13 protein-coding genes are annotated in these 13,796 nt (G+C 37.7%); 5 read left to right on the top strand and 8 right to left on the bottom strand.

Features of this window, described 5'->3' with window-relative positions:
• Both AC1RNS_RS25020 and AC1RNS_RS25015 read left to right on the top strand, forming a co-directional pair.
• The coding region (locus tag AC1RNS_RS25020; RefSeq protein WP_492996544.1) for a transposase at positions 1 to 282 on the top strand (282 nt) is incomplete at its 5' end.
• Positions 283 to 662: 380 nt separating this feature from the next.
• Positions 663 to 1,052, top strand: coding sequence for a hypothetical protein (locus AC1RNS_RS25015; protein WP_492996543.1), 390 nt, complete (start codon positions 663 to 665; stop codon positions 1,050 to 1,052).
• A gap of 94 nt (positions 1,053 to 1,146) precedes the next feature.
• Here the strand turns inward: AC1RNS_RS25015 and AC1RNS_RS25010 are convergent, their stop codons facing one another.
• From AC1RNS_RS25010 to AC1RNS_RS24975, 8 genes are all read right to left on the bottom strand, one after another.
• Entirely contained in the window at positions 1,147 to 2,070 is a 924-nt protein-coding gene (locus AC1RNS_RS25010; protein ID WP_492996542.1) for an aminopeptidase, read from the bottom strand.
• A 13-nt stretch (positions 2,071 to 2,083) separates the two neighbouring features.
• A complete protein-coding gene (locus AC1RNS_RS25005; RefSeq protein ID WP_492996541.1) occupies positions 2,084 to 2,845 on the bottom strand; it encodes an IclR family transcriptional regulator in 762 nt (253 codons plus the stop codon).
• 638 nt (positions 2,846 to 3,483) lie between these two features.
• On the bottom strand, positions 3,484 to 4,755 hold the full coding sequence (locus AC1RNS_RS25000; protein WP_492996540.1) for a M20 family metallopeptidase: 1,272 nt from the start codon (positions 4,753 to 4,755) through the stop codon (positions 3,484 to 3,486).
• Complete coding sequence (locus tag AC1RNS_RS24995) at positions 4,745 to 5,701, bottom strand: DUF1177 domain-containing protein (RefSeq protein ID WP_492996539.1); 957 nt, start codon at positions 5,699 to 5,701, stop codon at positions 4,745 to 4,747. The genes AC1RNS_RS25000 and AC1RNS_RS24995 overlap by 11 nt, the downstream gene beginning before the upstream one ends.
• A 165-nt stretch (positions 5,702 to 5,866) precedes the next feature.
• Positions 5,867 to 6,853, bottom strand: a complete 987-nt coding sequence (locus AC1RNS_RS24990) for an ABC transporter ATP-binding protein (RefSeq protein ID WP_492996538.1) — start codon at positions 6,851 to 6,853, stop codon at positions 5,867 to 5,869.
• Complete coding sequence (locus tag AC1RNS_RS24985) at positions 6,840 to 7,859, bottom strand: ABC transporter ATP-binding protein (protein WP_492996537.1); 1,020 nt, start codon at positions 7,857 to 7,859, stop codon at positions 6,840 to 6,842. Before AC1RNS_RS24985 ends, AC1RNS_RS24990 begins: the two co-directional genes overlap by 14 nt.
• A gap of 19 nt (positions 7,860 to 7,878) precedes the next feature.
• Entirely contained in the window at positions 7,879 to 8,745 is an 867-nt protein-coding gene (locus tag AC1RNS_RS24980) for an ABC transporter permease (RefSeq protein ID WP_492996536.1), read from the bottom strand.
• Between the two features lie 2 nt (positions 8,746 to 8,747).
• Positions 8,748 to 9,710 (bottom strand): ABC transporter permease, encoded by a 963-nt coding sequence (locus AC1RNS_RS24975; protein WP_492996535.1) that lies wholly within the window; start codon positions 9,708 to 9,710, stop codon positions 8,748 to 8,750.
• 217 nt (positions 9,711 to 9,927) lie between these two features.
• Here AC1RNS_RS24975 and AC1RNS_RS24970 point away from each other — a divergent pair, with 217 nt between their 5' ends.
• From AC1RNS_RS24970 to AC1RNS_RS24960, 3 genes are all read left to right on the top strand, one after another.
• The gene (locus AC1RNS_RS24970; protein ID WP_492996534.1) at positions 9,928 to 11,529 is read left to right on the top strand and encodes an ABC transporter substrate-binding protein; all 1,602 of its coding nucleotides are present in this window, start codon (positions 9,928 to 9,930) and stop codon (positions 11,527 to 11,529) included.
• Positions 11,530 to 11,594: 65 nt separating this feature from the next.
• Positions 11,595 to 12,656: an amidohydrolase family protein gene (locus AC1RNS_RS24965; protein WP_492996533.1), complete on the top strand. Its 1,062-nt coding sequence runs from the start codon at positions 11,595 to 11,597 to the stop codon at positions 12,654 to 12,656.
• Positions 12,653 to 13,795 carry an amidohydrolase gene (locus tag AC1RNS_RS24960; RefSeq protein WP_492996532.1) on the top strand — a complete coding sequence of 381 codons (1,143 nt, stop codon included), beginning with the start codon at positions 12,653 to 12,655 and terminating at the stop codon, positions 13,793 to 13,795. The genes AC1RNS_RS24965 and AC1RNS_RS24960 overlap by 4 nt, the downstream gene beginning before the upstream one ends.
• Position 13,796: the final 1 nt, after the last annotated feature.

The following is a 13,796-nucleotide window of genomic DNA, read 5'->3' as shown; positions in this document are numbered from 1 at the left end:
GGACAGCATAAAGGAAAAAAACGGATTTCTAAGCGTGGTAGAAGAAAACTTCGAGCTCTTTTATTCCGTGTCATGATACCGTTAATTCGTCATAATGAGGCCTTTAAGCAATTACATGATTATTACACTACACGCACCATCAATCCACTTCGAAAGAAACAATCGATTGTCGTGCTCTGTGGAAAGTTACTGAAGATTTTACACACCTTGTGCAAGAAGAAAGTACATTTTGATGTGAGCCAAATGATGAAAGACCTTTATTGTCTCGGAGAGGCAGCCTAAGCAATCAGAACTCGACCTCTAACAGAAGGATGACACGGAGAAGCCGGCATTATTTTCACCATAAGACTACGAGTCCCTTAAGGAGCATCGCCAGCCTCTGCCTTATGAATAGACCGAACGAAGGAATGTATGCGCTAGACGCCAAGAGACATGGGAGGGTGAGTTGTCATAAGCATCGCAGAGATCCATTAGTGCTTCATATAGTGGAATTAAAAGTTAATTTTTTTCAATTAACTTTAGCGAAGCGTACTCACCAAATGACAATGAATTGAAGAACTAGAAAAGACTATATGTACTATGCGGTGAAAAAATATTTTCATCACTTTAAAAACGGGTCAGACCGTTGATATATCAACATTTATAGAGGGAGGGGGACATTAGTGAAAAAAATAAAAATCATTTATCTACTTATTTTTTCCTTATTCGTATTAATCGGCTGTACTGATAAAAATAAAGAAATTAACGTTTCTGTAAGTAAAAATCCTGATGCACAGGAAGTATTGTCTTTAAATAGTAATGCGGATATCTTTCAATGGAATAATGCCATTTATCAAACAAATATTGAATGGGTTAACGAACTTCAATTAACTGAAAATTCGAAGATTGGAATAATTGAAACTAACTCTTCGAAAGCAGCAGAATTTAAAAATGGAACAGCAAACAAATTATCTAAGGGTACTGAAATTTTTACTGTGAAAGAACGAAATGATGTGTTAATGGTGAAAAATGATGGAGAAATTAAATTATATTATTTATTATCAGAAGGTTAATATAAACTCAATGTTTAGCTATAGGTCAAAAAAAGCGCATTCGAATTTAATTTGAATACGCTTTTAGACTTGGGTGAAAACGACAGTATCATTACTAAATAACTTGTTTACCATCGAAATAGACGGTTGGATTTTTGACAACACAATCAATGTGGACATCTGCTGCATTTGCTCCACCAAATGGGACATTACTGCCAAATGCAATATGAATGGTGCCAAATACTTTTTCATCCTCAAGGACATTCCCGCATAATATAGCACTTTTGTTTGCACCAATTCCAAACTCCGCAATTATACGACCGTTGCCATCTCCTAATAATTCAAGTAATTTGGGGCCATCTGAGCCAATCGCATCCTCTAGGCGACCATTACGAAGCTTTAGCAATAATGGTTCTTTCAACACACCAATATTGGCAATAGAGCCATCGACTAAAATTTCACCATTTGCCGAAGTTTCAATCGGAGCAATGTAGGATTCACCTGAAGGAATATTACCATATTCTCCGGAATTACGTACAATACCTGTTGAACGAATACCTGAACGATTTTCTACGCTAAACGTCAGCTTATATCCATCTTTTACAATTTGAACATCTTTTGCAGTGTTGAGTAGATTGACATAGCTTTCTACAATTATTTCTATTTCATTTGCATCAGCATGAAGTGCTCCTTGCTCAAGCATTGTGAATGTAACACCTGGCATCGTAGCAACTCGTCCACCATTTTCACACGCCTTTTTACGAGCCATTGTATGCGTTAGAGAATGGGAGGTAATGCATAAAGTAACATCTACATGAGACATCAGTGATGATATAGCGTTCACTGGTTCCTGCCCGGATTTCTTCAATAATGGCATCACAACTAACATTGTGTTTTCTGTTATGGTTAAACCTGCCTGATGGAAAATTTCAGCGATCTCTTGTTTGTGAATATCCGTTAGAATCATCAGTGTTTCTGAGGATTGAACATTTAAATTATTTTTTAAGATATTCAGTGCAATCTCCTGTAAATGTTGCATGTATTTTTTCTCCTTAATTAAAATTCAAATGATACCTACGTATAATATTTTCAACGTCTTGTCTCGCTTGTGTTAGCGGTTCCAAAACTTCGGAAATACGTTGCTCTGTAAAACGGTAAGTAGGGCCTGATACAGTCACTGAACCTACCACCTCTTCTTCACTATTAAATACAGGCATTGCAAGCGCCAGTACATCTGCAGTATATTCACCTTTACTGACAGCATAGCCACATTCTCTTATCTTAACGAGCTCATCTCGAATTTCGCCTGCATCTGTCATAGTATTGTTTGTGTAGGAGATTAATGGCTCGTCAATAACTTTCGAAATTTGCTCATCATTGAGGAAAGCAAGCATTGAACGGTAGGAGGCCCCTACATACAGTGGTGTTCTACTTCCTCTAGATACTGTAAATTTCACCTTATTAACAGGCTCTGCCTTCAGTAATGTTAACGCCTCTAGCCCATTTAAAACTGTAAAAATAGCAGTTTCACCTGTTGAATCCTTTAATTTTTCAAGAATCGGCATGCAAAGCTGATCAATGTTTAAAGAATCATACATATTCATTCCAATTTCCCATAAGGCAATGCCAAGTGAATATTTCTTAGTAATAGGATCTTTCGTAATAAATCCATTATTCTCAAATGTTTCAAGAATACGATATAAATTCGTATGATTCATATCCATTGCCATTGCTAGCTCACGTCCACCCCATATGGGCTTTTCCTTTGTAAACATCTTTAACACAGCAATAGATAAATTTAAAGTTTTTAGCATCTCTCTCATCCTTTTGATCTTTTTATCTGGCAGTAACGGGCAGCCCTATCAATTTCGCCTTGGCGTAATTGCGTCCGGATTTTGAATTGTGCGAGCACAATTCATTCCTTTGAAAATCCGTGACATCCGCCAGAGGCATTATCTTCATTCAGTAGGTGTTTGGACACCCACTGAAAAGGAACCAAAATTGCATTCATCTCTGGTGGGAGTCATCTGTATCTGCCGCTGTCGCTAAGCTTACGTGCATAAAACATCTGCCGCTGCCGCTCAACTTACGCGCATAAAACATCTGCCGCTATGCTTTCGATACAAAATACATTTGATAATACATTTGCTGAATGAAGATAAAGTTAGGTGAGGAATTAGCTGCCCGATAAGCCTGACTCGTAAAGTTTCATCCGTAGGGTTGAGGAAAACCCTCACTGATTAGAACTTTACTTTATCTTGTACAAAAGATTACCTATACGGTTACTTCAATAAGGGGGAATTATCGAGATATGTATGGCAACCGTTTGTACAAGATCGATTTAACTTTAATCAGTGGAGGATGAAGCTTAGGCTAGAAATGATCTGTCCTGTACGTCATCCCCCACCGATTAAAGTTTCCTATTTACAAAAGTAAGAGAGGTTGCTCCTTCTTACTTTTGATGTAAAAAATCTATGACAGCCGTAATATACACTTTTGCACAACGTACGATATCCTCTACACGCACTTTCTCATTATAACCATGGATGCTTGGCAAATAAGCTGGACCATATTGTAGTACTGGAATATTATATTGTCTGAAATGACGAGCATCACTACTTGCCCATTGCATCACACCATACGCCTCTTCACCAGTAACAAATGAGATATTATCTACTATTGCTTGGCATACAGGGTTTTCAGCTGGTGTATAGTTAGCCACACTTTTAAATCCAAAACGTTTTATTGAATAATCAATATTTAATGCATCTAATTTACTTTTCAATATATTAGTGACTTCTTCTTGTGTAACGCCAAATGGTAAGCGGCAATCTATTTGCACTTTACAATAATCTGGAATAACGTTGGATTTCGTACCTCCCTCAATTGTACCAATATTTACGGTAATTTTCTCTAATACTTCTTGATATTTCAAACGATCTTTTTCCACTTCTCGCATGTATTTCTTAGATACTTCAATTAGGGACTGTACTTCCTCTGGAATAGTAATCTCTAAATCCCATAAAGTACGTATCTCATTTATTGCAGCAATCGCATCTACAATAGCATTTCTTCCTGCTAATGGCGACAGGCTTCCATGACCCGGTTCCCCGCGAACCTCTAATTCAAACCAATACGAACCTTTTTGGCCAATCGTAGGATTTAATGGGGATGAAGGCTCTGCAATTAAACAGCCATCACCCTTTACTAGATTCCGTTCTAATAGCCATGGGACTCCATACTCCCCGCCTGTCTCTTCATCGGGCACAATTGCTAAAGTCAGTTTTCCTGGTAGTTCGATTTTCAATTTCTTCAGCATTTTAGTTGCAAAAATAATTCCTGCCAATCCTGCTTTCATATCACTGGCTCCACGACCAAGCATCCATCCGTCCTTTACTTCTCCTGAAAATGGATCAAAATCCCACTTAGCCAGATCACCAACAGGAACAACATCTGTATGACCGCAATAGACTAGTTCTTTACCTTCTGCATTTCCAATAGAGGCTACTAAATTAAACATTTTATCCGCAGATTCATATTTTTCATATGGTATATTTATGTCATTTAAATAATCTTCTATAAAAGTTGTTATTTCCGTTGTATCTCCAGGAGGATTAACGCTCGGAATTTGAATTAGTTTTGAACATAATTCAATCAACTCATCTTTATTGTTTTCAACTTCTTCAATTAGTTGTAACTTGAGTGCGTGTAAATCATTGTTCATGAGCAGGTACCTCATTTCCTTTTGTTTGTAAATGATTCATGCTTCCATATAAAATTTCGATAAGAGCAAATTGCTTTTCATCAAAGAATGAGCATTTTTTAGCACCATAAACCTTAGCTACTTCTAAGACAAATCGAACAACATTTTCTACATCTGTTACATGTGTGGCACCTGTTGCACAGCCAGCTACCACAGCTTCTGTTGTAATGGCAACGCCTACAACTGGGCTTGTCGTGGCAACAGCTGGTTGTAAAATACTATTAATATGGAATAAACCATTTCCATATGGTGTAATATCTTGCGTAGTAATTGGCATGACAACAGGAGAAATTCCTGCAGATTGAGTATACACATGCAGTAAGTCATCACTAACCTTTAAAATATAGCCTTCTTTAACAGTTGGGGTGATGGCAAACCCCTTATGGTTACATATTTGGTTCCCTTTTGTTGTATCAATCGATAATATAGCATCCATCGTTTCATCAACTTCATTTTCATTCATAACACTAATATCTACTGGCGAGTTCATAAACGGTACTGGCTCGTGTGGTAAAGTTGGGGCTGTTGGACAAATATGTGTTGTAAAAATAACGTCCCCCTCTAGCTGATCGCCCTTTAATGCCATATCAATTGTTTTTGCTGCACTTGCCATACAGGCTAGTGCACCATCACCATCAGAAACGAAGCCTGTCATTTCTGGGCGTGCTCCAATTCCTCCTAAACGTCCAATAATACCTAATGTTGGGGCGTTCCCACCTGATGATTTACCGTTTTTCCCCTTAACCAAAACTCTTACAAAATCAGTGGAGCCATTGTCACCCTTAATCGTTTTTACAGTAACATCTGCAGAAGGGTCAATATTGTGTAAGTAATCTTTAACAACCTCCCCATTTACATAGATACTATCCATTAATTCGTATAATTCAATAACATGTTTCAATGACATATTTTTGCGCTCCTTTTTATTACCTCACAACAATTGATAGAGCTTCGTGAAATCGTTAGATAGACGTTTACCCAAGCTGCTAATAAAAGAATGTCTAATGAGGCTTTTTTTCATGTTGTATTTACTTAGTTATAACCAAGCTAATTTAATCTTTGCTATCTCTTACTAATTGGCATTATATAAATGACAAGAGACCTGATGTGTTGCAGTAACTGTATCTAGAGTAGGCTGAAATTGTGAACATTTTTCTGTCGCAAATCGGCAACGTTTATGAAATGCACAGCCGCTTGGTGGATTAACTGGACTTGGAACGTCTCCAGATAAAATAATGCGCTCCTTGTTATCAAAGGGATTATCCTTTGGAATAGCTGATAATAAAGCCTGTGTATATGGATGTTGAGGATTTCCATATATCTCTTCATATGTGCCAATCTCTACTATTTTCCCTAAGTACATAACGGCAATCCGATCACACATATAATTAACAACATTTAAATCATGTGAAATGAAAATATAGGTTAGCCCAAATTCCTTCTGTAAATCTTTCAATAAATTAATAACCTGTGCTTGTACAGATACATCCAATGCTGAAACTGGCTCATCACAAACGACAATATCTGGATTTAATGCAAGTGCACGAGCAATATTAATGCGCTGCCTTTGTCCACCTGAAAATTCATGTGGATGTCTCTTAGCATGATAAGCACTTAAACCAACTGTTTCTAGCAAATCAATCACACGTTTTTTGCGTGAGGCATCATCACCAATACGGTGAATGGCAAGTGGCTCAGCAATTAAATATTCAATTGTTTTTCTAGGATCCAATGAAGCATACGGATTCTGAAATACCATTTGTATGGATTTACGAGCTGAACGAATATCCTTTGTATTTAAATTTGCTAAATTTGTTCCATTAAACTCTACTATTCCTTCTGTTGGGGTAATTAATTGATTAATAAGTCGTGCTACCGTTGATTTACCACAGCCAGATTCTCCAACAATGCCTAATGTCTCACCTTTATATAATTCAAAGCTTACACCATCCACCGCTTTTACAAATTGAGTTGTCTTTTTAAAAGGAATAGAACTTTTAATAGGGAAATGCTTTTTCAAATTGCTTACTTTCAGTACTAGCTCTCTATTCTGCTGCATTAAAAATTCCCTCCTTACGTTCTACAATTTGCTCTTTCGATTGCAGATGGCAAGCCACAAAATGGTTTTCTCGTACTTCTACTAATTCTGGTGCTTTACTATGGCAGATATCTGTTGCCATTGGACAACGAGAAGAAAAATGACAGCCACTGTGGGGCATCGTTAAATCAGGAGGACTTCCTGGAATCGCTGGTAGTCTGTTTTGCTCCTGTGTGCCCATCGTAATTTGTGATTCTAGTAATCCCCATGTATAGGGGTGTAGCGATTGCTCATATAGTTGCCTTGTTGTAGTGGATTCTACTGTACGTCCTGCATACATCACATTTACCTTGTCACAAAGTTCCCATACAACACCTAAATCATGCGTAATCATAATAATAGCTGTATCATGCTCCTGCTGTAGCTTTTTCATCAAATCGAGAATCTGTGCCTGCACGGTTACATCTAGTGCCGTTGTTGGCTCATCAGCAATTAGCAACTTAGGATTGCATGCTAGTGCAATGGCAATCATAACCCGTTGTCTCATACCACCTGAAAATTCATGAGGATACATTTTTAGGCGTTTTTCAGGCTCTGGAATCCCTACCATTTTTAACATATCAACAGCTTTTTCATTGGCTTCTTTTTTTGATAAGCTTTCATGGGCACGAATAACCTCGATAATTTGATTGCCCACTGTAAGAACTGGATTCAAGCTTGTAATGGGATCCTGAAAAATCATCGACATTTCATTGCCTCGCACATTGCGCATTTCCTTTTCTGAAATCCCTAGTAATTCACGACCATTAAAATGAATTTTTCCATTTGTAATTTTTCCTGGCGGAGATGGGATTAAACGCATTAATGCTGTAGCTGTAACACTTTTACCTGATCCTGATTCCCCTACAATTCCAAGTGTTTCTTTTTTATTTAATTGTAAATTTACGCCGTTTACAGCTTTCATCGTAGAGCCGCCACTTTTAAATTCAACTGTTAAATTTTCAACATCTAGTAAACGTTCAGTCATGATGCCACCTCCTTCCCTATCAAACTTTCATTTTTGGATCTAGTGCGTCACGTAATCCATCGCCTAATAGATTAATGCCAAGCACTGTTAGTAAAATACATATCCCTGAGAATGTTGCCATTTGAGGATTCAACACTAGAAAATCCTTACCATCCTTCAGAATACTACCCCATGAAGCAGTAGGCGGTTGTATACCTAATCCTAAAAAGCTAAGCGCTGCCTCAGAAATAATGGCCCCAGCCGTACTCATTGTGCCGTAGACAATTAACGGCGCAAGACAGTTGGGTAAAATATGACTGAAAATAATACGTGTATGTGTAGCACCTAAAGAATGAGTTACTTCAATAAACTCCTCCTCTTTTACGCTTAATACTTGACCGCGGACCAATCGTGCAAACCCCGGTATATTGGCAATACCAATGGCTACGATAACATTTACTAATCCTTGACCTAGCACTGTCATTAATGTAATAGCTAATAAAATGAATGGAAAAGCAAACAGACCATCCATTGTACGCATAATGATAGAGTCTAAACGTCCACCAAAATAGCCTGCAACTAATCCAAGTAAAGTGCCGAATACTGCCCCAAAGAGTACAGCTGCAACACCAACAATCATTGAAATGCGGGTACCATACACTAAACGACTAAACAAATCTCGACCATAGTTATCTGTACCAAGTAAATGTCCATCTGTATTCATTGGCAAAAATGATTTACCAACAGTCATTTCATTTGGTGGGTGGGTCGCGATAAGCGGAGCAAAAATGGCTACAATCGTCATTAGTGCTACAATTATCAAACCGATTGTTGCTAATTTATTTTTTAACAACTTTCGTAATAATGTATTTTGCTTTTTATTGTCATTTACAATTGCTTGTGCCATCGTTACTTTTTCCCCCCATCCGATTCAAGATTTACTTTTGGATTTACCACTTTATATAAAACATCCACGATTAAGTTAATAAGAACAAAGATAAAGGCGATAAAAATGACTGTTCCCTGTACAACGACAAAGTCACGTTTATCAATTGCATCTACAATAAGCCGCCCCATTCCTGGCCAACTGAAAATCGTTTCAGTTAATACAGCACCACCAAGTAAATTAGAAATTTGCATGCCTAGTACAGTTAAAATAGGTGTTAGTGCATTTTTAAACGCATGTTTTCCGATAACTAAATATTCTTTAATGCCTTTTGAACGTGCAGTTTTAATATAGTCCTGTGAAATAACCTCCAGCATACTCGATCGTGTAATACGAGCAAATGTCGCCATCGGTATAGTAGCTAAAGCTAATGCTGGTAAAATTAAATGCTTTATATATGTCCAAAGTCCATCATCTAAATTTCCCATCCCCGTAGCAGGTAGCCAGCCGAGATTGACGCTAAAGAATAACACTAGCATGATCCCAAGCCAAAAGATTGGCATAGAGACACCCACTAAGGATATGAGCATTACCACATAATCTACCATTGTATTTTGCTTTCTTGCTGCTAAAATTCCTGCGGGAATCCCAATGACTACTGCGATCAGTAGCGCTGCTAGAGCTAATATCACTGTATTCGGAAATCTTTCTATAATGAGCCCAATGACAGATTCACTATAAGAATATGAATAACCCAGATTAAGCTGCGCTAGGTCCGCTACATAGGATATAAATTGCGATGGAATCGATTTATTTAACCCTAACTCTTCCCTTAAGTTTTCTACATCTTCCACACTTGCTTGAGGACCTAACATAACAGATGCCGGATCACCTGGAATCATTCTCGTAATAATAAATACAATGATTCCAACTACTAGCAGTGTCGGGATAAGGTTTATTAACCTTTTTAAAATAAATGAGCCCATTTTTCAAGACCTCCTTTTCATTATTAGAATCAGTGGTTCATATTGTGAATAACTAAATACTACACCCAGTGATAATTATTTGTAAATATATTTTTTTCTGAATCTTTATAATTTTTTATTTACTTTCTGTTTACAAATGTGCTACTTTTATTTCGAACCTACCATTTTTGAATCAACGGTTCATATTGTGAAACAAAATATAAGGAGGCTAGCATGTATGAAGAAAATAAACGTAAAAAAATCTGTACTACTACTGTTTTTAACTTTAATGATTGGGATTTTAGCAGCCTGTGGTGGTAACTCTGATAAGAAGAGTACATCAGAAGAAAAAGAAGGCGAAGCTACATCAGGTGGAACATTAAATATTGGTCTTTCAGCAAATTCCAAAACTTTTGATCCCATTAAATACACTGGGGTTTACGAATCACAGGTAATGCGTCAAATGGGTGACACTTTAGTTGTTTATAACAAGGATTTATCAGATATCATTCCTTCCTTAGCTACGGAATGGAAAGTATCAGATGATATGTTAGTTTATACATTCAAGTTACGTGAGGGAGTAAAGTTCCAAAAAGGGAAATATCAAGACGGTCGTGATATGACTGCGGAGGACGTAAAGTATTCGTTAGAGCGTTCTGCAAAAGAATCTGCTATGAATCGTCTAAGTGGTGTAACTGAGGTAAAAGTAATTTCTGATTATGAGGTTGAGATTCATTTAGCATCTCCAAATGCAGCATTACTTGCTATGTTAACAGATGCAGGCAATATCATAATTCCAAAAGAAGAGGTTGAAGGCTGGGGAGACAATTTCTCTGAGCATTTCATCGGAACAGGTCCATTCCAATTAACTGAATGGAAAAAAGACCAAGAAGTAAAGCTAGTACGCAATGAAGGTTATTGGGGTGAAAAGCCACATCTTGATAATTTAACAATGAAATTTATTTCTGATCAAAACATGATGACAAATGCATTACGTTCAGGTGATATCGATATCGCAATGGATGTAAAAGGTCAAAACCGTGAAATTATTAACCAAGACAGTAATTTTGAGCTTTTAACAAATCCTGGCTTATCGATTGTCTATCTCGACCTTAATAACAAGGTAGGTCCAACAGCGGATAAGCGAGTACGTGAAGCTATCTACAAGGCAACAAATGTAGAAGAAATTATCACTGGTGTTAACCAATGGGGTGGTGGCGACGTTTCTTATTTACCTCTACCTCCAGGTTCATGGGGCTACGATAAAGGTTTGATTGACTTAGTACCAAAGTACAATCCTGAAGAAGCTAAAAAATTATTAGCTGAAGCTGGATATCCAGATGGCTTTAAAACAGAAATTTTTGTATCTGAGGCACGTGTTCCTTACGCAACTATTTTCCAAAGCCAATTAAAGAAAAACTTAAACATTGATGTAGATATCAAGGTTCTTGAGTGGGGAACTTACAGTGATACAGTTGCTAAAGGGAAAGCATCTATGAATATTGGTGGCTGGACATGGTATCCAGATCCATACTTCTTCCTATACCAATTGTTCCACACAAATCAAATTGGCGCTTTAGGTAATGGGAAAGGATATAGCAATCCAGAGGTTGATAAATTATTAGAACGTGCGGTATCAGAAACGGTTGTCCAAGAAGAACGTGCAAAATTATATCAAGAAGCTTTGAAACTAATTTTAGCTGATGTTCCTCGTATAGAATTAGAGGCTACACAAACGGTAGCTGGCGTGAATAAGAAGGTAAACGGCTTTGAGGTTTCTGCAGATAACTCAGTGCAAATCGTACACCCTAACGGGACGAACGTTTCAATTACAAAATAATTTAACATGAAAAGTGGAGATGATTAGTCTCCGCTTTTCTATTCATAGGAAAGGGAGCGTAGACGATGACTCGTTATATGAATGGTCTTGTTTTCAATTCTGAGACTCGTAGTTTTGAAAATAATAATTTTGAAGTACTTGGACAATATTTCACACAATTGAATTCGACTGAAACGGAAATCGATCTTCATGGTTATTACATTACACCAGGTTTTATCGATAGCTGCTCACAAATCGGATTAGCTGAAATTGGCATACGCTGGGAAGGTGATGATAGCTTTGAGTTTGAATCACATTTACAATATTCGGTCATTGATGGCATCTATCCCTTTGATACAGCATTTAAAAATGCACTTTCACACGGGATAACTGCATCTCACATTGTCCCCTCTCCTAAAAGCTTAGTTGGTGCAAAAACGGCTATCATACACCATACACCTTCAACTGTTGATGAAATGGTGATTAAAAAAGATTTTGGCTATTCCTTTTCAATCGGTCAAAATGCCAAAAGTACATTTTTTGCTGCGCAGAAAAAACCACTTACACGCATGGGCATTGCCAAAATTATGAGAGAAACACTCCAACAAATTCAAGAACAAGAGCCTCTGATTCGCAAAATTTTAGTACGAGCACATAAAGCTGTCGATATTGAATTAATTACCCGCCTTCAGCAAGAGTTCCCCTTTGAATTTCATATAATTCACGGTACTGAAATTCCACTGCTTGAGGGAGCATGTTTTAATACGGTGATCGCAGGTCCTACCTTCCGTTATATTGAGCATAATGAAATGATGGCACTTTCACCAAAGCTATATTCACAATTGGCTGCTCGTGAAATTCCATTTGTCTTTTGTACAGACCACCCCGTAAGCAGCGCAACTCATCTAGCATTAGAAGCATGTTTAGCAGTTCGAGAGAAATTGCCTCGTCAGGATGCTCTATATGCATTAACGACAGGTGCGGCAACTTTACTTGGAATAGAGCATCTAACAGGTTCCATTAAAGCTGGACTATCAGCTGACTTTGTTGTTTGGAATAAGCATCCACTAGATTTAGATGCAAAAGTGGTCGCTACTTTTATTAAAGGAAAGAAAGAATACTCATGGGAAGAGGATATAACAATATGATCATTTTTCATAATGCAAAATTTGTAGCCGTCAATGAACAGAATGATACTTTTGAACAGCTATGGATAGATGATGGTCGTATTGTGTATACAGGACCAGCCAAAGAAACCCCTGTCAATGCTGAAAAAATAGATTTACATGGTGCATTTGTTACACCAGGATTAATCGACATTCATGCACATGTCGGTACATGGGCAGAGGTAACGGAGGATATTAACGATGCCAATGAATATAGTGAACCCTTCACTCCTCTAATGCATGCTTTAGATAGCGTGGATATTCGACACTTCTCGTTTCAGCATGCCTTAGAGGGTGGCGTCACGACTGTTCAAACAGGTCCAGGCAGTGCCAATGTTATCGGTGGTATTTGGAGTATTTTAAAAACCGCAGGGCCAACACTTGCTTCAAGGGTGCTTGTTGAGCGCAGTGGTTTAAAGGGTGCATTAGGTGAAAATCCTAAAAACGTTTTTGGTAATCAGTATAAGCGTAAGCCTATGACGCGTATGGCCATTGCTCAATTGCTACGTGATGGTTTTCAACGTGCCACTTATTTAAGTGAAGAAGAAAAATCGGAGCATGTAAAGCATAATTTAGAGCTGCGACCTTTTATCGAGGTGCTACGAGGAGAAATGCCACTACGCCTTCACTGTCACCGAGCAGATGATATTATGACAGCAATTCGTATTGCAAAGGAATTTAATGTTCAGCTACATCTAGAACATTGTACAGAGGGACATATGATTGTTGATGCTGTAAAGGCTAGTGGATTTAATGCAACAGTAGGTCCCTATATGCTTACACCATCTAAATATGAAACTCGCAATTCAACACCAGCAATCGCCAAAATTTTTAAAGAGCATACTATTCCATTTGCTATTATGACAGATCATCCATTTGTACCAATTCAATATTTGAAATATTGTGCCTCTGAAGCTATTCGCTATGGATTAGATGAAGAAACAGCTTTAAAAAGTATCACCATTCATGCAGCTAAGCTTGTACAGCTCGATCATCGAATTGGCTCATTAGAGGTAGGCAAAGATGCAGATTTTGTAGTATGGTCTCATCCAATTTTTGAAACAGAAGCAAAAGCACTACAAACCTATGTCAATGGTAAAAAATATTACGAAGCGGAGTGAA

This window comes from Lysinibacillus sp. GW821-FHT14F06 (assembly GCF_058803665.1).
The sequence above is the reverse complement of the archived record's forward strand: the minus strand, read 5'-3'. Positions and strand labels throughout refer to the sequence as shown.

What these genes read in the sequence shown, in the direction of transcription:
- AC1RNS_RS25010 (WP_492996542.1), bottom strand. Translation starts at nt 2,070, where the DNA reads ATGCAACATTTACAGGAGATTGCACTGAATATCTTAAAAAATAATTTA.
- AC1RNS_RS25005 (WP_492996541.1), bottom strand. Translation starts at nt 2,845, where the DNA reads ATGCTAAAAACTTTAAATTTATCTATTGCTGTGTTAAAGATGTTTACA.
- AC1RNS_RS25000 (WP_492996540.1), bottom strand. Translation starts at nt 4,755, where the DNA reads ATGAACAATGATTTACACGCACTCAAGTTACAACTAATTGAAGAAGTT.
- AC1RNS_RS24995 (WP_492996539.1), bottom strand. Translation starts at nt 5,701, where the DNA reads ATGTCATTGAAACATGTTATTGAATTATACGAATTAATGGATAGTATC.
- AC1RNS_RS24990 (WP_492996538.1), bottom strand. Translation starts at nt 6,853, where the DNA reads ATGCAGCAGAATAGAGAGCTAGTACTGAAAGTAAGCAATTTGAAAAAG.
- AC1RNS_RS24985 (WP_492996537.1), bottom strand. Translation starts at nt 7,859, where the DNA reads ATGACTGAACGTTTACTAGATGTTGAAAATTTAACAGTTGAATTTAAA.
- AC1RNS_RS24980 (WP_492996536.1), bottom strand. Translation starts at nt 8,745, where the DNA reads ATGGCACAAGCAATTGTAAATGACAATAAAAAGCAAAATACATTATTA.
- AC1RNS_RS24975 (WP_492996535.1), bottom strand. Translation starts at nt 9,710, where the DNA reads ATGGGCTCATTTATTTTAAAAAGGTTAATAAACCTTATCCCGACACTG.
- AC1RNS_RS24970 (WP_492996534.1), top strand. Translation starts at nt 9,928, where the DNA reads ATGAAGAAAATAAACGTAAAAAAATCTGTACTACTACTGTTTTTAACT.
- AC1RNS_RS24965 (WP_492996533.1), top strand. Translation starts at nt 11,595, where the DNA reads ATGACTCGTTATATGAATGGTCTTGTTTTCAATTCTGAGACTCGTAGT.
- AC1RNS_RS24960 (WP_492996532.1), top strand. Translation starts at nt 12,653, where the DNA reads ATGATCATTTTTCATAATGCAAAATTTGTAGCCGTCAATGAACAGAAT.